At 37.3% G+C, this 25,680-nt stretch carries 23 protein-coding genes; 22 read left to right on the forward strand and 1 reads right to left on the reverse strand.

Features of this window, described 5'->3' with window-relative positions:
• The first annotated feature begins 4 nt into the window (after window positions 1–4).
• From CACET_RS06605 to CACET_RS06710, 22 genes are all read left to right on the forward strand, one after another.
• Window positions 5–505 (forward strand): hypothetical protein, encoded by a 501-nt coding sequence (locus CACET_RS06605; protein WP_044823594.1) that lies wholly within the window; start codon window positions 5–7, stop codon window positions 503–505.
• On the forward strand, window positions 486–1,286 hold the full coding sequence (locus tag CACET_RS06610; protein ID WP_044823595.1) for a 6-carboxyhexanoate--CoA ligase: 801 nt from the start codon (window positions 486–488) through the stop codon (window positions 1,284–1,286). Before CACET_RS06605 ends, CACET_RS06610 begins: the two co-directional genes overlap by 20 nt.
• A complete protein-coding gene (gene bioF, locus CACET_RS06615; RefSeq protein ID WP_044823596.1) occupies window positions 1,287–2,450 on the forward strand; it encodes an 8-amino-7-oxononanoate synthase in 1,164 nt (387 codons plus the stop codon).
• A gap of 30 nt (window positions 2,451–2,480) precedes the next feature.
• Window positions 2,481–3,194 (forward strand): dethiobiotin synthase, encoded by a 714-nt coding sequence (bioD, locus tag CACET_RS06620; RefSeq protein ID WP_044823597.1) that lies wholly within the window; start codon window positions 2,481–2,483, stop codon window positions 3,192–3,194.
• A 221-nt stretch (window positions 3,195–3,415) separates the two neighbouring features.
• A complete protein-coding gene (gene bioA / locus CACET_RS06625; RefSeq protein ID WP_479722657.1) occupies window positions 3,416–4,768 on the forward strand; it encodes an adenosylmethionine--8-amino-7-oxononanoate transaminase in 1,353 nt (450 codons plus the stop codon).
• Between the two features lie 366 nt (window positions 4,769–5,134).
• Window positions 5,135–8,356: a carbamoyl-phosphate synthase large subunit gene (carB, locus tag CACET_RS06630; protein ID WP_044823598.1), complete on the forward strand. Its 3,222-nt coding sequence runs from the start codon at window positions 5,135–5,137 to the stop codon at window positions 8,354–8,356.
• Window positions 8,357–8,576: 220 nt separating this feature from the next.
• Window positions 8,577–8,981 (forward strand): (deoxy)nucleoside triphosphate pyrophosphohydrolase, encoded by a 405-nt coding sequence (locus CACET_RS06635; RefSeq protein ID WP_044823599.1) that lies wholly within the window; start codon window positions 8,577–8,579, stop codon window positions 8,979–8,981.
• 127 nt (window positions 8,982–9,108) lie between these two features.
• Window positions 9,109–9,606 (forward strand): nucleotide triphosphate diphosphatase NUDT15, encoded by a 498-nt coding sequence (locus CACET_RS06640; protein WP_044823600.1) that lies wholly within the window; start codon window positions 9,109–9,111, stop codon window positions 9,604–9,606.
• Window positions 9,607–9,748: 142 nt separating this feature from the next.
• Window positions 9,749–9,970 (forward strand): YdbC family protein, encoded by a 222-nt coding sequence (locus CACET_RS06645; protein ID WP_044824048.1) that lies wholly within the window; start codon window positions 9,749–9,751, stop codon window positions 9,968–9,970.
• 429 nt (window positions 9,971–10,399) lie between these two features.
• Window positions 10,400–11,410 carry a LacI family DNA-binding transcriptional regulator gene (locus CACET_RS06650; protein WP_044823601.1) on the forward strand — a complete coding sequence of 337 codons (1,011 nt, stop codon included), beginning with the start codon at window positions 10,400–10,402 and terminating at the stop codon, window positions 11,408–11,410.
• A gap of 22 nt (window positions 11,411–11,432) precedes the next feature.
• Window positions 11,433–12,356 (forward strand): ribokinase, encoded by a 924-nt coding sequence (gene rbsK / locus CACET_RS06655; RefSeq protein WP_044823602.1) that lies wholly within the window; start codon window positions 11,433–11,435, stop codon window positions 12,354–12,356.
• Window positions 12,357–12,426: 70 nt separating this feature from the next.
• Window positions 12,427–13,491, forward strand: a complete 1,065-nt coding sequence (locus CACET_RS06660) for a BMP family lipoprotein (RefSeq protein ID WP_044823603.1) — start codon at window positions 12,427–12,429, stop codon at window positions 13,489–13,491.
• A gap of 71 nt (window positions 13,492–13,562) precedes the next feature.
• Entirely contained in the window at window positions 13,563–15,095 is a 1,533-nt protein-coding gene (locus CACET_RS06665; RefSeq protein ID WP_144414734.1) for an ABC transporter ATP-binding protein, read from the forward strand.
• Window positions 15,073–16,137: an ABC transporter permease gene (locus tag CACET_RS06670; protein ID WP_044823605.1), complete on the forward strand. Its 1,065-nt coding sequence runs from the start codon at window positions 15,073–15,075 to the stop codon at window positions 16,135–16,137. The genes CACET_RS06665 and CACET_RS06670 overlap by 23 nt, the downstream gene beginning before the upstream one ends.
• A 3-nt stretch (window positions 16,138–16,140) precedes the next feature.
• Window positions 16,141–17,079: an ABC transporter permease gene (locus tag CACET_RS06675; protein WP_044823606.1), complete on the forward strand. Its 939-nt coding sequence runs from the start codon at window positions 16,141–16,143 to the stop codon at window positions 17,077–17,079.
• Window positions 17,076–18,350: a M20 family metallopeptidase gene (locus CACET_RS06680; protein ID WP_044823607.1), complete on the forward strand. Its 1,275-nt coding sequence runs from the start codon at window positions 17,076–17,078 to the stop codon at window positions 18,348–18,350. The genes CACET_RS06675 and CACET_RS06680 overlap by 4 nt, the downstream gene beginning before the upstream one ends.
• 15 nt (window positions 18,351–18,365) lie before the next feature.
• On the forward strand, window positions 18,366–19,109 hold the full coding sequence (locus tag CACET_RS06685) for a glutamine amidotransferase (RefSeq protein WP_044823608.1): 744 nt from the start codon (window positions 18,366–18,368) through the stop codon (window positions 19,107–19,109).
• 375 nt (window positions 19,110–19,484) lie between these two features.
• Window positions 19,485–21,098, forward strand: coding sequence for an ABC transporter substrate-binding protein (locus tag CACET_RS06690; RefSeq protein WP_044823609.1), 1,614 nt, complete (start codon window positions 19,485–19,487; stop codon window positions 21,096–21,098).
• A gap of 24 nt (window positions 21,099–21,122) precedes the next feature.
• A complete protein-coding gene (locus CACET_RS06695; protein ID WP_044823610.1) occupies window positions 21,123–22,115 on the forward strand; it encodes an ABC transporter permease in 993 nt (330 codons plus the stop codon).
• Entirely contained in the window at window positions 22,112–22,984 is an 873-nt protein-coding gene (locus CACET_RS06700) for an ABC transporter permease (protein ID WP_044823611.1), read from the forward strand. Before CACET_RS06695 ends, CACET_RS06700 begins: the two co-directional genes overlap by 4 nt.
• A gap of 44 nt (window positions 22,985–23,028) precedes the next feature.
• On the forward strand, window positions 23,029–24,057 hold the full coding sequence (locus CACET_RS06705; RefSeq protein ID WP_082058109.1) for an ABC transporter ATP-binding protein: 1,029 nt from the start codon (window positions 23,029–23,031) through the stop codon (window positions 24,055–24,057).
• Complete coding sequence (locus CACET_RS06710) at window positions 24,047–24,691, forward strand: ABC transporter ATP-binding protein (protein WP_044823612.1); 645 nt, start codon at window positions 24,047–24,049, stop codon at window positions 24,689–24,691. Before CACET_RS06705 ends, CACET_RS06710 begins: the two co-directional genes overlap by 11 nt.
• A gap of 110 nt (window positions 24,692–24,801) precedes the next feature.
• Here the strand turns inward: CACET_RS06710 and tpx are convergent, their stop codons facing one another.
• Window positions 24,802–25,314: a thiol peroxidase gene (tpx, locus tag CACET_RS06715; RefSeq protein WP_044823613.1), complete on the reverse strand. Its 513-nt coding sequence runs from the start codon at window positions 25,312–25,314 to the stop codon at window positions 24,802–24,804.
• Window positions 25,315–25,680: the final 366 nt, after the last annotated feature.

Below are 25,680 nucleotides of genomic sequence, written 5' to 3' on the forward strand. Positions count from 1 at the left end.
TTATGTGAATAAAACAAGAGAGATAACATTAATAAGCTTGTTAGCAGTGATCATTGCAATTTCAGGGTCCTTTAAAATACCGGGACCTTTACCGGGAACAGAATTTCAGTTGTCTGCACCTATAGCAGTGGCTATTGCAGTGTCTTTTGGATTCAAGAGATACATACTAGCCGGCATGATCGCTAGTGCCATTACTTTAACGCTTGGAACCCATACGATTATTAATGTAGTGATTGCTATGGTATTTAGAGTTGTGGCGGGAGGAATCCTGCACTTCTTTAAGCCTAGATTTATATCTATTACTATTGCAGGGCCATTAGGATCTATAGTGGCAAGGATGGTACTGGGATTGCTGTTGAAGAGTCCTATTGGTGTAATGATCATAGCAGGGTTGCCAGGAATGCTATATACTGCTATAACTGCTTGGTCTTTAAGTAAACTGCTGATTAAGATAAAAAGTTATACTCCTTTTAGAGAGATGTCCTATGAAGGAAAATCTATATAGTGTGAAAATGAGGGCCGCCAGAAAAGGAAAACATATTTCAGGCGGAGAGAAAATTGTCTTAGAACAAGAGGTAGAAAGTGTAGTGCAGCAACTAACAATAAGAGCGCTAGATCATAGTAAAGGTAGGCCAGATTTTATAAATATAACCATACAAAATATAGCGGATGAGACTATTGAATATATTGCCCCTCTAGATATAACAACGATTATGGTAGATGATTATATTCAGGGAAGAGAATGTGCAGTGAAAGTACTGCAAAAAATTGGCTTATCCTATAAAGCCTCTCAAACAATACTCAATATATTAAAGACTTGCAATCCTATGAGAGGAGCAGTACTTCTAGATATTCACTCTTTAGAAAGGATTGAACCAGATAAAGACAGGGGATTGAGGGCTACCAACATTGATTGGAGCTTTAGATTAAAAAAAGATTTAGATAGCGTATTAGAAAAAGAGGGCTTAAATAATAGTCATGTAAAAGAGGCGGTTGCACTTGCAAGCAAAGTTTCAAATGCTTCAGGCATTGTTGCTGAATTGTGCTGGTCAGATGACCCACATTATGTTACTGGTTATGTAGCATCTCAAAACACGGGCTATGTTAGAATCAGCAAATTAAAGGCTTTAGGGGATGCTACCGGTGGAAGAATCTTTTGCTTTGATGCATCAAAGACATCTATAGAAGCATGCATAGAATATTTACAAGAGAAAGTGACACTAGTCAATAAGCTACCAGCAGTAAAAGGTTGTATCTCCTATAAGGATTTTTCGGGGGAAACGTAGATGAGGTTTATAGATGAATACTTAAAGGATATAAAAGATAGAGGGTTATATAGGGAGTTTAAATTTTTTAGTGGTCCCCAAAGTAAATATATATCAATAAGGGATAGAAAAGTGTTATTAATGGCTTCTAATAATTACTTGGACCTATGTAATGATGATAGATTAAAGGAGGCAGCAGAGGCAGCAATTCGTACATATGGAGTAGGGTCAGGGGGATCTAGACTAACGACAGGAAGCTATGAACTTCATGATCAACTGGAAAAGAAGATAGCTGATTTCAAGAATACAGAGGCAGCCATTCTTTTTAATACAGGATATATGGCAAATATAGGCACCATAACAGCGATAGCAGATAAGGAATGGACTCTATTTAGTGATGCATTAAACCATGCAAGCATTATTGATGGATGCAGGTTAAGTGGGGCTAAGATTGTTGTCTATAAGCATTGTGATATGGAGGACTTGCAGAAGAAAATAAAGGCTTATGAAGGCAATAAGAGACTCATTGTGACAGACGGCGTATTTAGTATGGATGGGGACATAGCACCATTAGATAAAATAATAGCGCTAGCTAAAGAAAATAACATCTTAACAATGGTTGACGATGCTCATGGTACAGGGGTTTTAGGTGACAATGGCACAGGCTGTGTAGAATATTTCAATTTTAAGGAGCAGGTGGATATACAGGTAGGAACCCTTAGTAAAGCCCTTGCCAGTGAAGGAGGATTTGTGGTTGGCAGCAAAAGTCTGGTGACCTATTTAAGACATAAAGCTCGGAGTTTTATTTATTCAACTGCATTATCTCCAGCTACGATTGCAGTTTCATTGTGTTCTTTAGATATTGTAAAAAATGAAAAAAACAAAAGAATTAGACTTCTTGAGAATGCACAATGGTTTCAAGGGGAATTAAGGAAACTAGGATTTCGTGTTTTGGAAAGTAATACAGCAATTATCCCACTTATTATAGGAAGTGCGGAAAAAGCTACAAAATTAAGTGAAAAATTGTTTAAAAAAGGTATTTTTATTACAGCAATTAGACCACCTACTGTACCGGAGGATACTAGTCGATTGAGGATTACATTGATGGCTACTCACAGTAGGGAAGAACTCAAGCATGTTTTAGATAGTTTAAAAGAGGCAGGAATGGAATTAGGTATTATCTAGTTTATAAGTGTGCTGAAAGGAGGCAGGACTTTGGGAAAAGGACTGTTTATCGTAGGAACAGATACTGATATAGGAAAGACCTTTGTTACAGCAGGAATGACCCATCTTTTAAGGAAAAACAGTTTTAAAGCAATAAGTTTTAAACCAGTACAAAGTGGAGGGATCCTTAAAAATGACAAGTTAGTAGCTACAGATGCAGCCTTCGCAAAGGAAGTAGCTGCCATAGAGGAAGAGGATGTTGTCATGAATAGTTACTGCCTAAAGGAGGCAGTATCGCCTCATATAGCTGCTGAACAGGAGAAGGTGAAGATCGATATTAATAAAATCATTGATGATTATGAGAGGTTGAAGGCAGCCTATGATTATGTGCTGGTAGAAGGTGCAGGTGGGGTGGTGGTACCGTTGATTAGGGATCGATACTATATTTACGACATGATCAGGGATTTTAATGTTCCTGTTGTAGTTGTTGCAAGGGCTGGAGTAGGAACGATTAATCATACTGCACTAACGGTGGATTTTCTTAAGAAACTAGGGGTGGAGATAAAGGGATTTGTGATCAATCAATATCATGGAAGCTATTACGAAAAAGATAACATAGAAGTGATTAAGAAGATTACAGGACTAAATGCTGTAGCTATCATTCATAAAATTGATTTAAAAGAAGAGCAGGAAGCTGTGATCAATATAAGAAAAATCTTTGAAAAAAGTTTAACAGTAGAAGGGGTTTTGAATTTGTTTGATTAAGTATTGAATCTAAAATCAATAAACAAAGTCATAGATAACAACTCAAGCTAATTATTTCAAAAAATCCTCTCAAGTTGTTATCCTGAGCATAGCGAAGGATCTTGCAATAGGGAAGAAGCTTGTTGCTCTGAATCAGACTATAGAAAGATTTTTAAACGACAAATTATGATCTAAATTAACGCTAATGTAAAAAAAGTTGAGCTGTACAAGGAGAAGATAGAATGAGTGAGATGAGGAATTTTCAAAAGAGGGATTTAAAGTACATTTGGCATCCTTGTTCACAAATGAAGGATTATGAAACTTTCCTTCCTATTGTCATCAAGCGGGGAGAAGGGGTATTTCTTGAAGACATGGATGGAAAGAAGTACTTAGATGCAGTATCATCATGGTGGGTAAATTTGTTTGGACATTCCAATCAACGAATAAATGATGCATTATATACCCAAGCCAACAAATTAGAACACGTTATTTTTTCAAACTTTTCTCATGAGCCTGCTATAGCCTTAGCAGAGAAAATCATTGGAGTTTCACCGAAGGGTCTAAGTAAAGTGTTTTTTGGCGACAATGGCTCTTCAGCCGTAGAAATTGCCTTAAAGCTTAGTTTTCAATATCATCAGCAAATTGGTAAAACCAAGAAAACAAAATTTGCAGCCTTAACAGATGCCTACCATGGAGAGACTATAGGTGCACTTTCTGTAGGAGGTGTGGATTTATATAATAAAATATATAAACCACTACTTCTAGATGTTACTAGAGTGCAGGGACCAGACTGTTTCAGATGTGCATATGGAAGAAATAGAGATGATTGTAGTGTTGAATGCTTTCAGCATATGGAAAAAACAATCGAAGAACAACATGAAGGAATCACTGCCATGATCATAGAGCCGATGGTACAGGCGGCGGCTGGCATGAAAATATATCCTGCAGAATATCTTAAAAAGTTGAGAAAATTATGTGATAAATATGATATAAACCTCATTGCGGATGAAATAGCGGTTGGATTTGGAAGAACGGGAGAAATGTTTGCCTGTAATCATGCTGGTATTTCCCCAGACATCATGTGTGTATCTAAAGGATTAACAGCAGGCTATTTGCCTTTGTCTTTAACCATGATGTCAGATAAAATCTATGATGCCTTTTATGATGATTATCCTACTATGAAGGCGTTTTTACATAGTCATAGTTATTCAGGCAATCCCCTTGGCTGTGCTGTTGCTGTAGAAACCCTAAAGATATTTGAGGAAGAAAATATCATAGAGAAAAATAAAGTAAAATCGAAATTATTAAAAATAAAGGTTCAGGAAATGATAGAAGATCTTCCTTATGTAGGAGAATTTAGGCAAATTGGAATGATTGGAGCTATTGAGCTAGTGAAGGATCAAACAACTAAGGAAGAGTTTGATTGGAGGCGGCGTGTAGGATACGAAATATATAAAATAGCTGTTCAAAAGGGTGTTTTATTAAGAGCTTTAGGAAATATTATTTATTTTATGCCGCCTTATGTAATAAACGATGATGAGATTCAATTGATGATTAAAGTAGCAAGGGACTCTATTTTAGCGTACTTCAGCTAAAATCCATAGTTAGATCGCTGAGTTTCTTTCTACTGCAGTTTTAAAATGTCTGTAAAAATATTCAGAAGGGTATAAAAATTTTATGGTTGCTAGGAATGGAAAAAACATATTATATGGAGAAAATTGGCACATTAATACCTTCCTACGTAACCCCACTCAGTAGATATTTCTGGGTTGTTGGGTCACCAGTCATTTCCAACCAAAAAATTCGCATTATAAAACTGCATATTACAAATTCTATATTGACAGGTATTTACTACAAAATGTATAATTATAAGAAATGTTTTATTTTTATGAGTATATTCGTATGCAATAATTCATAATATTTCTATGCAGAAAAAATAATGAGGAAAAGAGGTATTACTTATGCCAAAGCGTTTAGACATTAACAAGATTATGATCATTGGTTCAGGACCAATTATCATTGGACAAGCTGGTGAATTCGATTATTCAGGTACACAGGCCTGCAAAGCCCTTAGAAACCTAGGTTATGAGATTGTATTAGTAAATTCTAACCCTGCCACTATTATGACTGATCCAGGTACCGCTGATGCAACCTATATTGAACCCCTTAATGTAAAAAGATTAACGGAGATTATTGAGAAGGAACGACCTGATGCATTATTACCAAACTTAGGAGGGCAATCAGCTCTAAACCTTAGTATAGAATTAGAGAAAGCTGGTGTGTTGAAAAAGTACGCAGTAAAGGTCATCGGTGTTCAGTTAGATGCTATAGAAAGAGGCGAAGACCGTATCGTATTTAAAGAAGCCATGAAAAAGCTGGGTATTGAAATGCCTAAAAGTGAACCTGCCTATAGTGTAGAGGAAGCGGAAGAAATCGCTAAGAAGCTTGGTTTTCCTGTGGTTATAAGACCTGCCTATACGATGGGGGGCACAGGCGGTGGACTTGTCTATAATATTGATGAGCTAAGACTGATTGCTAAGCGTGGAATTGCGGCAAGTATTGTAGGTCAAATTCTTGTAGAAGAATCTGTTTTAGGCTGGGAAGAACTAGAATTAGAAGTAGTTCGAGATGCCAATAATAAAATGATAACAGTATGTTTCATAGAAAATGTTGATGCTATAGGTGTGCATACGGGAGATTCTTTTTGTACAGCTCCTATGCTAACCATTAGCCAAGAATTACAACAGCGTTTACAAAAACATGCTTATGATATAGTAGAATCCATTGGAGTAATTGGAGGGACAAATGTACAATTTGCCCATGATCCTAAAACAGATCGTATCGTGGTTATTGAGATAAATCCACGTACTTCTCGATCCTCTGCTCTAGCTTCAAAAGCTACAGGATTTCCAATAGCACTTATCTCTGCTATGTTAGCCGCTGGTTTAACACTAGATGAGATTCCCTACTGGAGAGATGGTTCGTTAGATAAATATACACCATCAGGAGACTATGTAGTTGTAAAATTTGCTCGTTGGGCTTTTGAAAAGTTTAAAGGAGCTGAAGATAAACTAGGAACGCAAATGAAGGCTGTTGGAGAAGTTATGAGTATAGGTAAAAACTATAAGGAAGCCTTTCAAAAAGCCATTCGTTCCCTTGAAATAGGACGATATGGTCTAGGGTTTGCCAAGGATTTTAACAAACGTACACTAGAGGAGTTAATGGCATTACTAGCAGAGCCCTCCAGTGAACGTCAGTTTATCATGTATGAAGCCCTACGCAAAGGAGCCACAGTTGATGAACTTCATCGTTTAACCCATATTAAAGCATGGTTTATTGAACAAATGAAGGAGTTAGTATCATTAGAAGAAGAGATATTAAAATACAAAGATGCTCAATTACCGGATGATTTATTAATTGGCGCAAAAAAAGACGGCTTTGCTGATCGCTATCTAGCTAAACTGCTAAACCTGCCAGAGCAGGAAATTAGAAGTCGCCGTACTGCTTTAGGCGTAGTAGAAGGATGGGAACCAGTACCTGTAAGTGGTGTGGAGGATGCTGCATATTATTATTCCACATACAATGCAGAGGATAAAACCACTGCTAGTAATAAGCCAAAGGTTATGGTTTTAGGTGGAGGTCCTAACCGAATTGGACAAGGGATTGAGTTTGACTACTGCTGTGTACATGCGGCATTTGCCTTAAGGGATATGGGCTTTGAAACCATTATTGTTAATTGTAATCCTGAAACAGTTTCTACAGATTATGATACATCAGATAAGTTATATTTCGAACCTCTTACTGTAGAGGATGTTTTAAGTATTTATGAAAAAGAAAAACCTATCGGGGTGATTGTACAATTTGGAGGTCAAACGCCTTTAAATATTGCTGGAGAACTTGAAAAAGCAGGGGTGAGGATTCTAGGTACAGCACTAGATGCCATCGACCTTGCTGAAGATCGAGACAGATTCAGAAACATGATGGAGAAATTAGAAATACCAATGCCAGAATCCGGTATGGCAAGTAATCTTGAAGAAGCGATTTCTATTGCCACTGCTATTGGTTATCCACTGATGGTAAGACCTTCTTATGTTTTGGGAGGACGAGGAATGGAGATTGTACATGACGAAGAAATGCTTTGTCAATATATTAATGCAGCAGTAGACATCACTCCTGAAAAGCCTATTTTGATTGATAAGTTTCTTGATAACGCTATTGAAGCTGAAGCAGATGCAATTTCTGATGGCGTAGATGCTTTCGTACCTGCAGTGATGGAACATATAGAATATGCAGGGGTTCATTCAGGAGATTCCGCTTGCGTAATACCTACAATTAGTATTCCTGAAAAGCACTTAACAACTATCAACGAATATACGAAAAAAATAGCAAAAGAATTAAAGGTAGTAGGTCTAATGAATATACAGTACGCTATTGCAAATGATCGTGTCTATGTGTTGGAAGCGAATCCAAGGGCATCTCGAACTGTTCCACTGGTTTCAAAGATATGTAATATATCTATGGCTCGTATTGCTACTGAAATCATGATGTCTGGTGAAACAGGAAAAAAACCTGCTGTATCTAGTATGAAGACTGGAAATATTCCACATTACGGAGTAAAAGAAGCTGTATTTCCTTTTAATATGTTCCATGAGGTAGATCCTGTATTAGGACCAGAAATGCGATCTACTGGTGAGGTTTTAGGAATAGCTGATTCCTTCGGGTTAGCTTTCTTCAAGGCTCAGGAGGCAACACAAGGGTTATTGCCTACCTCTGGTACGGTTTTAATCAGTGTAAGAAAAGAAGACCGACAGGATGTGCTGCAGGTAGCTCGTAAATTTGATGAACTAGGCTTTGAAATAAAAGCAACTGAGGGAACAAATAATTTCTTAAGAGAAAACGGTGTAGCATCTACAGTGATTAAAAAGTTATATGAAGGCAGACCAAATATTATGGACAGTGTAACCAACAAGGAGATTCATTTAATTATTAATACACCAACTGGAGTGTTGAGTGAAAAGGATGATTCTTATATAAGAAAGGCTGCTATCAAGCATAAAGTTCCATATATTACGACGATTGCTGCTGCCAGTGCCACTGCTAAAGGGATTGAAGCTTATAGAGAAGCCTTTGAAAATAAAGGTGAGATGAAGTCTCTTCAAGGCTATCATTTAGGTATTAAATAAAGATTTACTTCATAAAAACCAAGAAAACCCTAAAACAACCTGACTCCTATTGAAGGGAAGTCAGGTTGCTTTTATTTGGAAATATGTTCAATTGATATTTTGTAAATATTTTATCGTCTCTTTCCTCTATAATAAGGGTAATATATAAAAAGTTTTATTGCAACTTATGTATAAAAATATTTCATAAAAAAAGGTATAAAGGATAGAAAGGAAGAATTAAATGATTGAAGTAGTAGCAGCCATCATTAAAAATCAAGAGGAAGAAATTTTGATTGCCAAAAGAAAAGAAGGTAAGGTTTTAGCAGGCTTTTGGGAGTTTCCCGGAGGTAAGGTGGAGGAGGGGGAAGAGCCAGAAATCAGTTTGCAAAGAGAGCTGTTAGAAGAAATGAACCTGCAAATTCAAGTAGAAGCCTACTATGCTACCAATATACATGATTATGGTAATATTAAAATTAAGTTAATTGCCTATTTAGCTAAAATTTTGATGGGAGATATGCAACTAAAGGATCATGATGAGGTTTTATGGATAAAACCCCAAGAGTTACAAAACTATGTTTTTGCACCAGCGGATGTTCCCTTTGTAAAGCAATTGATAGAAGAAACTAACATAGATGTGCGCCCCTAAATTTTAATATACTAAGGGCTACATTTGCAGCCTGCGGTTTTGAGGCGAAACCGTAGACCGTGTATATTAAAATTTAACTTTAGAAGCGCATATCTATAAGACAAATTAAGAGGGAGGGGATGAAAACATGAGGTTTGAATTTTGTCCCAAATGTGGTGGTAAATTATCCATCAATGATGTTAAGGAGATAAACAAGCCTAAATGTGTTGACTGTGGATTCGTTTTTTATCAAAACCCTATTGTAGGCGTAGCTGCAATTGTTTTACAGGAGGGGAAAGTGTTATTAGGAAAAAGAAATAGTAGTTATAGTGGAACATGGTGTATTCCCTGTGGCTATGTTGAATGGGATGAAGATGTCTATGAGGCGGTGGCTAGGGAGTTCCAAGAAGAGACAGGGCTTCATATCAAAACCAAAGAGATCTTTCACGTGTTGTCTAATTTTCATAATCCTAAGCAGCATACAGTAGGTATATGGTTTTTAGCTGAGGTAGTGGATGGAAGCTTAGCAGCAGGAGATGATTTAGATAAGGTGGATTATTTTTACTATGAGGATATACCAGTACTAGCCTTTCCAACAGATCGAATAGTGATAGATAAATTATATGAATTAGGACTTATAAAGTAAACTCGTTTCAGCAAGCTGAAACATTGGGGAATCAAGTGGAGAGTCTACTCCACCTGATTTGAAAAGCCCACCTACGCTAACGCTTAGAGGTGGAGGTCTTAATCTTAAAAGAAAAAAATCAGATAAAGAAAGGATGGATAGCATGGCGGAATTAAAGTTTGAAATACAAAAAAACCTTGGGGAAATTTCTGAATCTGCAAAGGGATGGAAAAAGGAGTTAAACCTAATAAGCTGGAATGGAAGGGAAGCAAAGTATGATTTAAGAGATTGGGACCCAGAGCACCAGAAGATGGGAAAAGGGGTTACTTTAACAGCTGAGGAGTTGAAGAAGCTTAGAGATTTATTGAACAGTATGACGTTGTAGGAGTTCACTGCTTTATGAAATGTACTGTTTGTATAAACACAAAGTTTTAAAAAGAGTAAGAGTGAAATTAACAAAATAGCAGATTAGAGGAATGAAACTATGCCTTATAAACTTCAGCATAGATTCATTCCTCTATTTTTTAAGCATCATTAGCGTTAACCTAAACCATAATTTGTCATTCTTAGGGGAGCAAAGCGGAGTTGAGGGATTTTAGTATTAGCAGAATGACAATTCAAGAAAAATTTCGTAATAATTGTGTTAAGCTAATGTCTATGATTTAAGTATTAAAGTATTGAAAAAATATTTAGATGTTTTCAAATTATATGATAAATTTACATTGTGGATTATTGACATAAAAAAGGAACACATGGTATAATCTACTTAAACGTTTAACTAAAACGTTTAAGTAGATTATATAGGAGTGTTAAGATGCCTGTCACAATTAAAGACATAGCGAGAATTGCGAATGTTTCAACGACAACAGTTTCAAAGATTGTAAACAACAAAATAGATGATATTGGTGATGCCACTGTTGCAAAAGTGAGAAAAATAATAAAGGAAGAAAATTATACCCCCAACAGGTTGGCAAGAAGTATGGTCTTAAAAAAAACAAAGACGGTGGGACTGATCATTCCAGATGTACAAAACCCTTATTTTACTAAATTGGTAAGAGGGGCAGAAGATGCTGCAAATGAAAGGGGCTATAATATCTTTTTTTGTAATACTGATGATGATTTAGATAAAGAAATTAGCTATATGAATATGCTCATTGAAAAACAAGTAGATGGTATCGTATTAGCTGGTGCAAGCCATCGTGATAAGAAAAGAGAGAAAGAATATAAACTATCTATCCCAGTGGTTGTGGTTGATAGGGATGTGAACTTCACGAATATTGCTGGAGAAATATCTATTGATAACCTTCAAGGTGCATATGATGCCTTGAATCATCTGATTAGTTTAGGACATACAGAAATTATTTATATCTCTGGCTCACTGGGAATTAAACCTACGACAGAGCGGCTAGAGGGGTATAAAAAAGCACATGTTGATCATGGGTTAGTTTATAAAGAAGAAAATATATTTTTTGGAGATTATTCTAGTGAATTTGGCGAGCAAATTGTTGCAGAAGTTGTAAAGAATAAAGCGGCGACTGGAATTTTTTGTGGTAATGATATGATTGCACTTGGTGTAATCAAAGGGCTGACAAGAAGAGGTTACAAAATTCCCGAAGACATCAGTGTTGTAGGGTTTGACGATATTTCCTTAGCATCCCTTATGACACCAGAACTTACAACGATTCGACAGCCAAGCTATGCTATAGGCAGTAAGGCTATAAATACATTGATTGATTTGGTAGAGAAAAAGAAAGTAGATGCTGAAAAGTTGGTGCTAAAAACAGAGCTTGTTATAAGAGAAACCACATCAAGAAGAAGAAAATAGAACTCAATGAGGAGGACATGCTATGAGCCAGATTCTTGTAATAGGCAGTTTGAACATGGACACGGTGATCACCGTGGAAAACCTGCCAAAAGATGGAGAAACGATTATTGCAAAGGAAGTAAATAAATTCTGTGGCGGGAAAGGAAGTAATCAAGCCGTAGCTATAGCAAGATTCGGTGCTAATGCAATTATGCTTGGGAAAATAGGTAAGGACGAAAACGGCAAAGCCTTAATAGCTAGTCTTGAAAAAGAAGGGGTGACAACAGAGTACATAGGGATTGAGGAAGGGGTTTTAACTGGTGCTGCCTTCATCAATGTAGATAAGGAAGGGACAAATACCATTGTTGTTGACCCTGGTGCAAACTATTCAGTGGATAAGGACTATATAAATGAAAAAGCCTCTGCATTTAGAGTAGCTGATTACTGCTTATTGCAGTATGAAGTCCCAATTGAAACGGTAGAGCTTGCAATTGAAAAATGCTATGAAGAGGACATTAAGGTTATCGTGAATCCGTCGCCTGTGGCACAGATCAAAGAAACGCTGTATGAAAAAATAGATATGTTAATCGTAAATGAAACTGAACTATCAGAACTGTCCGGTATACAAGTTGTAGAGGACGTATATATACAAAAAGCAATGTCTGTACTGGTTAATAAGGGTGTTAAATGTGTAATTGCTACCTTGGGATCTAAAGGTTCGATATATATGGATGCTAGTTACAAAGTAGAATACCAAGAAGCATTTAAAGTGAATGCAATTGACTCTACCGCTGCTGGAGATACTTTTACAGGAGCATTAATAGCCTCATTTGTAAAAGGAGGTGATTTAAAAAAGTCTATGAGGTTTGCTAATGCAGCTGGTGCAATTGCAGTACAAACTAAAGGTGCACAAGATTCAATACCTATGCTTTCTGACGTAGAAAAATTCATAGCTGAAAAGAAATAGTCATTGCTACAAGGAGATATGCAACAAGAAAAAAGGGGAAAAGGAAAATAAAAATCAAGGGGAGAATGTCATGAAAAGAAAATTGAGTTTAATTTTAGTGGTTGTACTGATGTTGTCGTTGGTAGCATGTGGTTCAGAAGAAACAAAAACACAAGGAGAAAATTCTTACAAAATTGCTGTTCTTTATTCAGGGTATTTAGGAGATCAATCCTTCAATGATTCAGCGCATCAAGGTTTACAAAAAATACTAGCGGAGTATGACAATGTAGAAATCAGAGAATTTGAAACAGATGTTGCATCTGAATGGGAGCCAAACGCCATTGCAGCGGCAGAAGCTGGGTATAATCTGATCTTAGGTGTATCTTATGTTTACTCAGATGTACTTAAAAGTGTTGCACCTCAGTATCCAGAAAGCAAATTTGCAGTGATTGATGGTGTAGTTACTGATGACAATGGAAATCCAATGGACAATGTTGTTTCTGCAATCTTTGCTCAAAATGAAGGATCTTTTCTTGCTGGAGCAGCAGCAGCTATGTTTACTACAAGAACAGAGATTGATGGTGTAAACCCTGATAAAAAAATTGGATGGTTAGGTGGTTCAGATATTCCTGTATTACATGATTTTTTAGGTGGATATAAGCAGGGAGCTGCTTACATTGACCCAGAGGTAGAAGTAGTATCTGTGTTTGTAGGAACCTTCTCTGATCCAGTGGCTGGTAAAGAACAAGCCAATGCATTATATGATCAAAACATAGATATTATCATGAATGTTGCATCTGGTACTGGTAATGGCTTATTAGAAGCAGCAGAAGAAAGAGGTCTTTATGCCATCGGGGTAGACATCGATCAAGATGGACTAAAACCAGGACATATTTTAACATCTATGTTAAAAAGAGTGGATGTTACTACATATGAAATTATAAGTTCTGTAATTAATGATACCTTTGAAGGTGGAGAAACACTTTATATGGATATCAATAATGGTGGTGTTGGTTTAACGGATATGAGTGTCATGAAAAATGCCCTTGGGGATCAGTTCCCAGAAGATATACTAACCAGAATTCAAGAAATTGAAGAATTAGTTAAAAATGGTGAGATTGTGGTGGTAAACTACGAAGGGTTTGGAAGAAACTAAAAATAATCAAAGAGGGGCATTATGCCCCTCTAATAAAATAAAAGCTGTTTTGTCAATAAGGGGGGTAAATGATGAAGACAAAAATTATTGAAATGAACCACATAGAAAAAAACTTTGGACATGTTCAGGCAATTATAGAGGGGCACTTTGACTTAGTAGAAGGGGAAATTCACTCTTTAGTAGGAGAAAATGGTGCAGGAAAGTCAACGCTTATGAAAATTGTCTATGGCATGGAAAATCCCGATGGTGGAGAATTAATCATTAGAGGAGAAGCAGTAAGTAATTTTACCCCTAAAAAAGCAATAGAAAATAAAATTGGTATGGTACACCAAGAGTTTATGTTGGTAAAAGAGCTTACAGTCATTGAAAATATCATTTTAGGTTTTGAGCCCCATATAAAGGGAAGGATCGATTACGAAAAAGCTTATAAAGAAATAAATCATTATATAAAAACCTACGATATGAATGTAGATTTAGAAAAAAAGGTAATGAACATCCCAGTAGGAGAGGCACAAAAAGTTGAAATATTAAAAATACTTTACAGAGGGGCAGATGTACTTATTTTAGATGAACCAACGGCAGTATTAACGCCGCAGGAAACACTGAAACTTTTTGAAATACTACGCTTGCTAAAGGAAGATGGCAAGTCGATTATATTTATTTCCCACAAGTTAAAAGAAGTGATGGATATAAGTGATAGGATTAGTGTAATGCGGAGTGGCAAGTATATCGATACAGTAAAAAAAGAAGAAACAACCATACCAGAAATAGCAAAGAAAATGGTTGGCAGAGAAGTGTTTTTAGAAGTGAAGAAACCCTTTATGAAAAAAGGCAATGTGGTCTTAGAAGTAAAAAATGTTTTTATTCCTAGTAATAGAGAATTATCAAAAATTAGAAACATCAGTTTTGACATTTCCGCAGGGGAAATATTAGGTTTTGCAGGTGTTGACGGTAATGGACAAACTGAATTAATAGAAGGTATTACGGGACTGAGAAAAATCGAAAGTGGTGAAGTAATATTTAAGGGGAAATCTATAAAAAACATTTCTCCAGTACAAATAAGAAAATCTGGAATTGCACATATTCCTGAAGATAGAAACTTAAGAGGACTAAATAAGGCGTGGAGCATAAGGGATAACCTAATTGCCAATGACTTTTATAAAAAACCTTTTGCAAAAAAATGTATTCTTAACAACAAAGAAGTCAATAACTTTGCCAATTTAAGGTCAGAACAATTTGATATAAGACCAAGAGATATAAATACTCTAACTGGTAGACTTTCTGGTGGAAATGCTCAAAAAGTGATTGTTGCTAGAGAAGTAGGAGCTGAAACTGAACTACTTATAGCTGCTCAACCTACTAGAGGGGTTGATATAGGTTCTATTGAAGAGATTCGAAAGTATCTGATGAAGGCTAGAATGAATAATAGTGCTATCCTGCTGATATCTGCAGATTTAGAAGAAGTAATGAGTCTTTCCGATAGGATTGCTGTATTATACGAAGGTCAAATTGTGGACATTGTTGATGCTGCTGATGCTGATGTTGAAAAAATAGGACTTATGATGACGGGGGGAAAACCTGATGAAGTTGAAACTCAAAAATAATAATACGCTGTTATCAATCTTTGCTGCCTTTATCATTGGCGGCCTGGTGATCACCTTTATGGGGTACAACCCCATCGAAGCCTATTCGAGGCTTCTAACAGGAGCTTTCAAAGGTAAATTAAATCTTGGAACCACTTTACAACTATTTACGCCCCTTTTTTTAACAGCTATTGCCTTTGCAATATCAGCTAAAGTGAATGTATTTAATGTAGGAGTTGAAGGAGAGCTGATTCTAGGAGCTTTGGCAGCTGCATGGGTTGGTTATAGATTTGTAGGCATACCCTCAGTGTTGCATATTACACTGGCACTTTCCTTTGGTATGTTGGTGGGAGCATTGTGGGCATTGATCCCAGGATATTTAAAAGCATATATCGGTGTAAACGAAGTGACGGTAACAATTCTAATGAACTATGTTGCTATCTACCTTGCTTCTTATTTGGTTAGTGGTCCGATGTCAGGAAAAAGCAGCTCACCTCGAACCCCTGAGGTAATGGATAGTGCAAAAATATCTAGACTCTTATCTCCGAGTAGAGCTAATGCAGGAATATTCATTGCAATAGCTGCCTTTATAGCTATATATTATGTTCTTTATAGAACTACCTTTGGTTATAGAATTAGAAGTGTTGGTCTTAACGCTTATTTCTCGGATTATATAGGTATTTCTTCAAAGAAGTTTATGGTAATCGGTATGATGCTAAGCGGTGCCTTTGGAGGACTTGCCGGAGGAATTGAAAGTTTAGGGGTCTATCGTTACTTTTTAGATAGTTTTTCTTATGGGATCGCCTTTGACGGAATGCTGATTTCATTAATATCTAAGAACGATCTAAAAAAGATTCCTTTTATGGCATTCTTTATTGCAGTATTAAAGTCTGGTTCTCTTGGGTTAGAAAGACAGACAAATATACCAAAATCTTCAATAGATATGATTATTTCAATATTTATCTTTTTAGCAGCTATGGAGGGTTTATTCAATATTTTTAAATTTAAGTCGAAGAACAAAAAAGCAGATGATAATAATCCCATGCAGGAAGTGGAGGGCTAGGCAATGCTAGAGATATTAAAAAACATATTCAATTTAAATGTGGTCAGTGCCACCATTAGAATTTCCACGCCTATTTTATTTGTAGCCCTTGGTGCAGTCATTACACAACAGGCAAATATTTTAAATGTAGGTATTGAGGGAATCATGTTGATGGGTGCCTTTGTGGCGGTTCTAGTCAGCTTCTTTACAGGAAGCTGGGTTTTGGCAATCTTAGCTGCTGTTTTCTGCGGAATTATTCTATCCATCATCCTTGGTGCTGCACATATAAAGTTTAAAGCAGATATATTTGTTGTAGGAATGGCACTAAATATGTTTGCCTTAGCATCTACAAGATTTGCACTAAGAAGAATATTTGGTGTAGCGGGAAGTTTTATTTCTGACAAAATTGTGCCTCTTCCTAGATTTTACTTTCCGTTTTTGGAAAGGTATCCAGTGCTGGACAAGCTTTTTAATCGCTATTCTATGTTTGAGTTTTTAGGAATCTTTGTAGTGATTTTTATGTGGTACATCTTATATAAGACCGTCTGGGGTTTACATACTAGAAGTGTAGGACTTAATGAAAAAGCTGCAGAATCAGCAGGGATTAATGTTGAAAAAAGGAAGTACGAGGTAATTATTTATTCTGGTATATTAGCGGGTTTGGCTGGAGCCCACTTGGCATTAGGGTATTCCACTTTATTTGTTGAAAACATGACAAACGGTAGAGGATTTATGGGTGTAGCTGCCATGTATTTCGGTGGCGCAAATCCAGTGTTGACTTATGTTGGAACGCTACTTTTAGGTTTTTCAGGGGCGGTAGGAAATGTACTGCAGATTTACTCTATACCATCGCAATTTGTACTGATGCTCCCTTATATCATCACTATTGCAGTATTTTCCATTACGCTTTATCGTAGAATATTAAAAGAGAAAAAGGATTCTAGAGTGGAGGGTGCTAAGTGATTGAAAGGCTGAAGGAAACTTTGCAAATAAATAGAGATAAATATATAGGGTGGCTGAAACATTTAATTTCAATTAATACAGAGGTTATTGGTCATGGTATAAAAGGTGGAAGGGAAAAAAATGGACAAGAATATATTGAAGGTCTTCTTAAAAGCTTAGGAGCAGTCATTGAGAGAGATCAACTGGATGAAGAGAGGATTTTAAAAGGCGTAAGCTGCTACCAAGAGGGAAACTTAGGTCATGACTATAGGGATAGGTTCAATGTCTATGGTAGGTTTGATGGAATTGAAGATGGAAATACTTTGTTATTTAATGGACATGTAGATACAATGCCCCCAGGAGATTTACAAGACTGGGATATAAATCCATGGGAACCAGAAATAAAAGATGGACTATTGTATGGTCTGGGAGCCGCAGATATGAAGGCAGGGTTGATGGCCTCCATCGCTGCTTATGATTTAATTAAAGAAGCGGGCATAAACCTTAAAGGTAAGGTTTTGATAAACTCTGTGGTGGATGAAGAAGGGGGAGGTAACGGGACATTAACCTCCATGCTCTATGGTAATCAAGCAGATGGAGCTGTTGTTTGCGAACCTACTGGAAACAAAATCATTATCGCACATATGGGTTTTGTGTTTTTTGACATAAAAACACAAGGTTTAGCAGTTCATTCTGGTAACAAGTGGAGAGGTGTAAGTGCTATTGAAAAGATGATGAAGATAATCAATGGCTTAGATGAACTTGAAGAGGATTGGAAAACCCAATACACCAACCCCTTATTGCCATTACCTAATTTAAACGTCGGGGAAATTCATGGTGGAAGTGCTGGATCAACTGTAGCTAGTTCCTGCAGCATAAAAATATGTGTACACTATTTACCTGAAGTGATGAGTTATGATTCCGTTGTAGAGGAAATTACAGAAAAAATCAATTCAATTTCAGATCAAGATACTTGGTTAAAAGAACATAGACCTACCTGGGAAATTTATCAGGCGGGGGGAGGGTTTCAAATAGCCCAGGAGCATCATTTTGTACAAACAGCTTTAAAGGCTTTTCAGAATATAAGTGAAACCCTAATTGCCGGAAGTCCAGCGGGGAATGATGCAAGACTAATTCATAATATCGGGAAAATTCCTACCATCATCGCAGGTCCCGGTAATCTAGAACAATGTCACGCTGTGAATGAGTATGTCAGCGTTGATATGTATATAAATTATATCTTGAAATATGCAAAATTAATTTTAGATTTTTGTGATTATAAAAACTTTTAAGGGGGAAATGAAAAAATGAGTAAAAAAATATTGATCGCTGGTGAGTCATGGACAATGCATACTATTCATATTAAAGGGTTTGATACTTTTACAACCTCAGCTTATGGTGAAGGGATTGAGTTTATAAGAAACGCCTTTATAAAGGGGGGAGCAGAAGTCGAATTTTTACCAAATCACTATGCTTCAGAAAAATTTCCTATGACACTAGAGGAATTAAGCAAATATGATTTAGTGATTCTCTCAGATATTGGTGCTAATACTTTGTTGTTGCCTAATGACGTCTTTGCAAAGGGTCTAAGAGTGCCTGACAGATTGGAGCTGATTAAAGATTATGTAGCTAATGGCGGTGCCTTTATCATGGTGGGAGGCTATATGTCCTTTACAGGCATTGATGGAAAAGCACGATATGGACAAACGGCCATTCAAGATATTTTACCAATAAAAATGCTGGATATAGACGATCGTGTTGAAAAACCACAGGGAATCTTTCCTGAAGTAGTAAAAGAGCATCCTGTTTTAGCAGGGATACCGAAGGAATGGCCATTTTTCTTAGGATATAATAAAACCATTGAAAAAGAAGAGGCAGAAATACTTGCAACGATTAATGGCGATCCTTTTATAGCTGTCCAGGAATTTGGCAAAGGCAAAACCGCTGTATTTACTTCCGACTGTGCTCCCCATTGGGGACCTGAAGGTTTTGTTAAATGGGAGTACTATGATAAATTCTGGCAAAACCTGCTTGCTTGGCTAACGGCTTAGGCAGTGAATCTATTTTAGCCATAATGAATCCTTTAGCCTAAGAAAATGGAAGAAAATTGATTTGATTCAAATAAATAGAAAATTGTATTGAAATAGGAAAAAATGTTTGATATAATAATAACAAAGTTTGATGTACTATCAATAAAACATAATATTGCTTATATAATTTAAACCATGAAGGTTAAATAATTCTCATGAAGAGAAGGATTGATCTTTTTGGTTTTTATTTTTTGCAAAAAACTAGGTTTTTAGAAAACGTAAAAGGGGGATTATGAAAAACATACATTATTTTAAAGGGTTCATCAAAGTAAAAATTATATAAAGAATTTAAGAAGAATTTAAGAATTATATTACAAAAGATGGGAGAGATAGAATATGTTTAAAAGAATACTGATGATGATAACGATTTTTACACTAGTACTATCTACTAGTTTGTTCACAGGTTGTTCCTCAACAGACGAAACTGTTACATCTCCAGAAGAAGACCTTAAGAAAGAGGAACTTATTTTAGCCATAGGAAGTGAGCCTGATGATGGGTTTGACCCTACCAATGGGTGGGGACGTTATGGTTCTCCTCTTTTCCAAAGCACATTATTTACTAGAAATAAGGATTTTGAAGTAATGAATGACCTGGCTACTGATTATGAAATCAGCGAAGATGGTTTGGTTTGGACCGTTAAGTTAAGGGAAGATGTAAAATTTTCTGATGGGGTGGCTTTAACAGCCAGTGATGTTGTATATACATATGAAAAAACCGCCCAAAGTGGATCGGTTGTTGACCTTAATATCATGGAAAGTGTTGAAGCAGTAGATGAATATACTATTAAGTTTACCCTTCAGCAGCCACAATCCACCTTCATCAATACCTTGGCGACTACAGGAATTGTGCCAAAGCATGCACATGGAGATAATTATGCTGAAAGCCCTGTTGGTTCTGGTCCCTTTAAATTTGTACAGTGGGACAAAGGGCAACAGCTTATTGTAGAAGCAAATCCAGAGTATTATGGAGAAAAACCGTATTTTAAGAAATTAACTTTTCTATTTTTAGGAGAAGATGGAGCTTTTGCTGCTGCTAAGGCAGGGCAAGTAGATATGGCAGCTATACCTTCAGCTTTTTCAAAACAACAGGTACCTAGCATGAAACTGCTTAATCTAAGAAGTGTGGACAATCGTGGTATATTATTTCCTTTTGTACCTTCAGGCGGACAGACTGAAGAAGGATTCCCGATTGGAAACGACGTAACAGCAGATATAGCCATCCGTAAGGCCATCAATGTAGCGGTTGATCGAAAAGCTTTGGTGAATGGTATTTTAGAAGGCTATGGAACACCAGCCTACAGTGTTTGTGATGGTATGCCATGGTGGAATCCTGATACAGTGATTCAAGACAATAATTTAGAAGAAGCGAAGAAAATACTAGTGGATGCTGGATGGCAAGATATCAACGGTGATGGTATTTTAGAAAAAGATTCCCTAAAGGCTGAGTTTACAATGATTTATCCTGCCAGTGATCAAACCCGTCAATCCTTGGCCATAGCAGTAGCTGATATGTTGAAACCTCTTGGTATTAATGCTATAGCTGAGGGTAAGAGTTGGGATGATATTCAAAAAATGATGTATTCCAATGCCATACTCTTTGGTTGGGGGAGCTATGATCCACTAGAAATGTACAATCTTCATAGCAGTGAAACTGCTGGTGAAGGATGGTACAATACAGGTTTCTATAGCAATGCTACTGTTGATGCATATATGGAGAAGGCCCTTAGAGCTATTACTGAAGAAGAAGCTATTGAATATTGGAAAAAGGCACAGTGGGATGGTACAACTGGATTTAGTGCCAAAGGAGACGCCCCTTGGGCATGGCTGGTTAACCTTGATCATTTGTATTTAGTGAGAGAAAATCTCGAGATAGGAAGGCCAAAGATCCAGCCCCATGGACACGGATGGCCAATGACAGACAATATTGTAGAATGGCATTGGAATGAATAGAGAAAAAGGGAGGCTGACAGGAGGATGGAATCTACAAATTTATTGGCATTTGTCGTGAAAAAAGCGTTACGATTAGCTACATTATTAATAGCAATTTCTCTGCTTTCCTTCCTGCTTGTAAGCTACTCTCCTATCGACCCAATTCAAGCATATGTAGGGGCTGATATGATGCGGGTAGGTCCTGAGCAGAGGGCAAAGATAGCGGAATACTGGGGTTTAGATAAGCCACCGATGCAACAATTTATGCGTTGGGGTATGGCTGTAATAAAGGGAGATCTGGGTACCTCAATGATATTTAGACGTCCAGTAGTAACTGTAATCAGAGAACGATTCCTTGCCTCGCTAGCTTTAATGATGATTGCTTGGTTGCTTTCGGGACTGATAGGTTTTGCCTTAGGAATTATTGCAGGGATGAAACAAGGAACTTGGATGGATAAACTGATAAAGTGGTACTGTCTCACTTTGGCTTCTACCCCTACCTTTTGGTTAGGCCTATTATTGCTTATTGTATTTGCAATGGGTCTAGGGTGGTTTCCTATAGGTTTAGGGGTACCAGCAGGGGTTTTGGCAGAAGATGTAACCATGGGCAATAGAATACAACATTTGATTTTACCAGCATTGACATTAAGTATTTTAGGTGTTGCCAATGTAGCCATGCATACACGACAAAAATTGATCGATGTCCTAGCCAGTGATTATATACTATTTGCTCGTGCAAAGGGAGAAAAAGGTTTTTTACTGCTGTGGCGTCATGGGCTAAGGAATATAGCTTTACCGGCTATTACACTACAGTTTACTGCTTTTAGCGAACTATTTGGAGGAGCAGTCCTTGCAGAACAGGTTTTTTCCTATCCAGGTCTTGGACAAACCACTGTGCAAGCAGGATTAAGGGGAGATGTGCCCTTACTTCTAGGTATTGTGTTGTTTAGTGCGTTGTTTGTATTTACAGGCAACTTAATAGCAGACTTGATTTATCGTATTGTTGATCCAAGAGTTAGAGAAGGAGGTTCCCTATGAAGAATGCAGAGACTATTGTGGTTAAAGAAGCTCCTTTTATCTCTCTACCAAAATTTAATAGAAGACAGCGTACCATCATCTCTACAGTATTTGCAGCTATACTCCTAATAGCTATTGTAACAGGAGGGTTGCTTATTCCTAGTGAAAGTATTGTTACGAATCTTGAAATTAGAAACCTATCTCCTTCACTAAGGCATCCCTTTGGCACGGATTGGCTAGGTCGAGATATGTTTGCCCGTACCTTAAAAGGGCTCACCTTAAGTTTAGGTGTTGGTATGCTTGCCTCTGTTGTCAGTGTATTGATAGCATTAGTTCTAGGGATGTTGGCTGCTACTATGGGAAAAACTGTTGATGGAATGATCTCTTGGTTGGTGGACTTATTCCTTAGTGTACCACATCTTGTAGCTTTGATTCTCATTGCCTTTACATTGGGTGGGGGTATAAAAGGCGTGGTGGTAGGTGTGGCATTAACCCACTGGCCTAGCCTTTCAAGGGTGATTCGTGCAGAAGTAATGCAACTTCGTTCTGCAGAATTTGTAGGGGTTTCACGACAATTTGGAAAATCTTCTTGGTGGATAGCTATAAGACATATCCTACCTCATTTAATCCCACAATTTTTTGTAGGCTTGGTACTGCTATTTCCCCATGCTGTTTTGCATGAGGCAGCTATTACCTTTTTAGGCTTTGGTTTATCTCCTCATCAGCCTGCAATCGGTATTATTTTATCGGAATCTATGCGTTATCTATCTACAGGGATGTGGTGGTTAGCTTTTTTTCCCGGATTGTCCCTATTGATTATGGTAAGGGCCTTTGATGTTCTTGGTGATAATCTGCACATGCTTATTGACCCTCATAGAGGACATGAATAAAGTATCGACAAACAGTATTAAAAATAGGGAAGGAGATTAGGATCATGTCTTTAGCATCGGAGCTTAATAAAAAGCAAAAAACCTTAAAGATACCTAAACAACAAAAAGTTGAAAAGATTCCGAAGTCACTAACGGTTCCCCAAGAAATGCAGCCCATCTTAAAAGTAGAGAATCTTGGTATATCTTTTACGCAATACACAAAAGGATTAAAACAGAAAAATCTTGACGTCATCACTAGTCTGGACTTGACGATTTTTCCAGGTGAAATATTGGCGGTGGTGGGATCAAGTGGATCTGGTAAAAGTTTGCTTGCCCATGGGATTTTAGGTATTCTTCCCAACAATGCTGCTGTAACCGGTACTATTACTTATAAAGGACAAGAGCTAACATCTAAGCTTCAACAAAGATTACGGGGGCAAGAGATTGCACTTGTACCCCAATCGGTAAATTATCTTGATCCTCTTATGCGGGTGGGAAAGCAAGTTCGGACAGCTGTGAGAAAGGGAGGAGCTACTAAAACACAGCGAGAAGTTTTTGCTAGATATCATCTACAACCCCAAGTGGAAAAATTTTTTCCCTTTCAACTATCAGGAGGCATGGCACGGCGGGTATTAGTATCTACAGCGGTGGTAAGTGGAGCAGAACTAATTATTGCCGATGAACCAACCCCAGGATTGGATGAAGGGGTGATCAAAGAAGCTCTTAGTTGTTTTCGTGAACTAGCAGATAAAGGAGCCTCTATTATGCTAATCACCCACGATATTGAAACAGCTCTTAAAATTGCAGATCGGATTGCAGTATTTTATGCAGGCACCACTGTTGAAGTGGCATCAGCAAAGGATTTTACCGAAAAGGGTGGAGCACTTCGCCATCCTTATAGCAAAGCCCTATGGAGGGCATTGCCTCAAAATGATTTTGAACCTATTCCTGGATTCCAGCCCCTACCCAGTGCTTTACCATCTGGTTGTTTGTTTGAGCCACGTTGTCATATGGCTACCCCTCAGTGTGCCCAAGGGCGACCAGAGACGCGTATATTAAGAAATGGAATGGTGAGGTGTATTCATGCTACTTGAAGGAAAAAATATAGGGTTTCGTTATGGCAAAGGTCCGTGGGTATTACGAAACGTTGATATTACGATAGAATCCGGTGAAATTGTAGGAATTATGGCCCCTAGTGGCTACGGAAAAACTACACTGGGGCGAATATTGGCTGGTTATGAGAAACCCCAAGAAGGCAGTGTAAGGCTAAATGGTGCCCCACTGCCTAAAAAAGGAGAATACAATCCTGTTCAATTGGTATTCCAACACCCTGAGAAGGCGGTGAATGGTCGATGGCACATGGTGAATACCGTCAATGAAGGTTGGGAACCTCATGAAGAAATTCTTACAGCCCTTGGGATAGAAAAGGCATGGTTAAAACGTTGGCCCAATGAACTGTCAGGTGGTGAACTACAAAGGTTTTGCGTGGCAAGGGCTTTAGGTTCCAAGACACAATTTCTTGTTGCCGATGAGATGACTACCATGTTGGATGCTATTACCCAGGCACAGATATGGCATGTAGTCCTTGATGTGGCGAAGAAGCAAAATATAGGGGTCTTAGTAGTAAGTCATGAAAAAAATCTTATGAAACGCCTATGCCATAGAGTAATTGATTTAGCCAGACATCAGGAAACTTCTAAAGATACATTAGAGAATTGTTGTCTTTAGATGAACTGGTTGCAGTAAGCTGAAACTTCAAGGAATCAGGTGAGGTGCTTTGCACCTTAAAAATAAGAGTACCTCCTTTTGTTTATAAACAAAGGGAGGTACTCTTATTTTTAAAGAAGCTTTTGTACTTCCGCCAGTGCTTGGTCATAGTTTGGATGATTGGTGACTTCTGGAACATACTCTATGTAACGTACAGTATTGTCTTTGTCTATCACCACCACACCTCTAGATAACAGCCTTAACTCATCAATGAGAAAGCCGTAGTTGATACCAAAAGAGGCTTCTTTATGATCAGACAATGCTTCAAGTTGATCGATATTTTTAGCTGCACAATAACGACTAAGGGCAAAAGGTAGGTCCATACTTATTGTGACGATAGCTACATCCTTAAGCTTTGCTGCTTCTTCATTGAAATGTAAAGTCTGTAGGTCACAAACACCTGTATCAATGGAAGGCACAACACTAATCAATTTTACTTTACTACCCATATCCTTTAATGTATAGGCTTTTAAGTTCTGTGTGAGGGCAGAAAAATCAGGTGCTTTATCACCAACCTTGACTTCTTGCCCTACGAGGGTCATAGGATTTCCTTGCATTGTAATAACACCGGTTCTTTTTGTCATAGATATTCCTCACTTTCTTTTTATATAAATTTGGTTGTTAAACCCTTTCGGGTAAGGTTTTTTTATAATATACCCTTTTTAAACTATTTTCCCCATGTTTTTAAAATTAAACAATCTTTATAAATATAGACAAATTTTATTTCGTATTATTTTATAGATAGCCAACTGAAGTAACTGGACTTGTGCAATTTTTCCAGCTATTTTGATTTTCACTTCTACATTAAATAATTGCACAACTCAAGTAAAGTAAGTTATTTTAAACCAACAATCCTACTTTAAATTAGTCTTAATAAATAGCAGGCATAATGAGATACAAGAGAGAATAATATTTTATCTGGATTATTGTGAGTAAATGAAAGCAGAAAA

The sequence above is a fragment of the Clostridium aceticum genome (assembly GCF_001042715.1).
GTDB classification, from domain to species: domain Bacteria; phylum Bacillota; class Clostridia; order Peptostreptococcales; family Natronincolaceae; genus Andreesenella; species Andreesenella acetica.

What these genes read in the sequence shown, in the direction of transcription:
- CACET_RS06610 (WP_044823595.1), top strand. Translation starts at nt 486, where the DNA reads ATGAAGGAAAATCTATATAGTGTGAAAATGAGGGCCGCCAGAAAAGGA.
- bioF (WP_044823596.1), top strand. Translation starts at nt 1,287, where the DNA reads ATGAGGTTTATAGATGAATACTTAAAGGATATAAAAGATAGAGGGTTA.
- bioA (WP_479722657.1), top strand. Translation starts at nt 3,416, where the DNA reads ATGAGTGAGATGAGGAATTTTCAAAAGAGGGATTTAAAGTACATTTGG.
- carB (WP_044823598.1), top strand. Translation starts at nt 5,135, where the DNA reads ATGCCAAAGCGTTTAGACATTAACAAGATTATGATCATTGGTTCAGGA.
- CACET_RS06635 (WP_044823599.1), top strand. Translation starts at nt 8,577, where the DNA reads ATGATTGAAGTAGTAGCAGCCATCATTAAAAATCAAGAGGAAGAAATT.
- CACET_RS06640 (WP_044823600.1), top strand. Translation starts at nt 9,109, where the DNA reads ATGAGGTTTGAATTTTGTCCCAAATGTGGTGGTAAATTATCCATCAAT.
- CACET_RS06645 (WP_044824048.1), top strand. Translation starts at nt 9,749, where the DNA reads ATGGCGGAATTAAAGTTTGAAATACAAAAAAACCTTGGGGAAATTTCT.
- CACET_RS06650 (WP_044823601.1), top strand. Translation starts at nt 10,400, where the DNA reads ATGCCTGTCACAATTAAAGACATAGCGAGAATTGCGAATGTTTCAACG.
- rbsK (WP_044823602.1), top strand. Translation starts at nt 11,433, where the DNA reads ATGAGCCAGATTCTTGTAATAGGCAGTTTGAACATGGACACGGTGATC.
- CACET_RS06660 (WP_044823603.1), top strand. Translation starts at nt 12,427, where the DNA reads ATGAAAAGAAAATTGAGTTTAATTTTAGTGGTTGTACTGATGTTGTCG.
- CACET_RS06665 (WP_144414734.1), top strand. Translation starts at nt 13,563, where the DNA reads ATGAAGACAAAAATTATTGAAATGAACCACATAGAAAAAAACTTTGGA.
- CACET_RS06670 (WP_044823605.1), top strand. Translation starts at nt 15,073, where the DNA reads ATGAAGTTGAAACTCAAAAATAATAATACGCTGTTATCAATCTTTGCT.
- CACET_RS06675 (WP_044823606.1), top strand. Translation starts at nt 16,141, where the DNA reads ATGCTAGAGATATTAAAAAACATATTCAATTTAAATGTGGTCAGTGCC.
- CACET_RS06685 (WP_044823608.1), top strand. Translation starts at nt 18,366, where the DNA reads ATGAGTAAAAAAATATTGATCGCTGGTGAGTCATGGACAATGCATACT.
- CACET_RS06690 (WP_044823609.1), top strand. Translation starts at nt 19,485, where the DNA reads ATGTTTAAAAGAATACTGATGATGATAACGATTTTTACACTAGTACTA.
- CACET_RS06695 (WP_044823610.1), top strand. Translation starts at nt 21,123, where the DNA reads ATGGAATCTACAAATTTATTGGCATTTGTCGTGAAAAAAGCGTTACGA.
- CACET_RS06700 (WP_044823611.1), top strand. Translation starts at nt 22,112, where the DNA reads ATGAAGAATGCAGAGACTATTGTGGTTAAAGAAGCTCCTTTTATCTCT.
- CACET_RS06705 (WP_082058109.1), top strand. Translation starts at nt 23,029, where the DNA reads ATGTCTTTAGCATCGGAGCTTAATAAAAAGCAAAAAACCTTAAAGATA.
- CACET_RS06710 (WP_044823612.1), top strand. Translation starts at nt 24,047, where the DNA reads ATGCTACTTGAAGGAAAAAATATAGGGTTTCGTTATGGCAAAGGTCCG.
- tpx (WP_044823613.1), bottom strand. Translation starts at nt 25,314, where the DNA reads ATGACAAAAAGAACCGGTGTTATTACAATGCAAGGAAATCCTATGACC.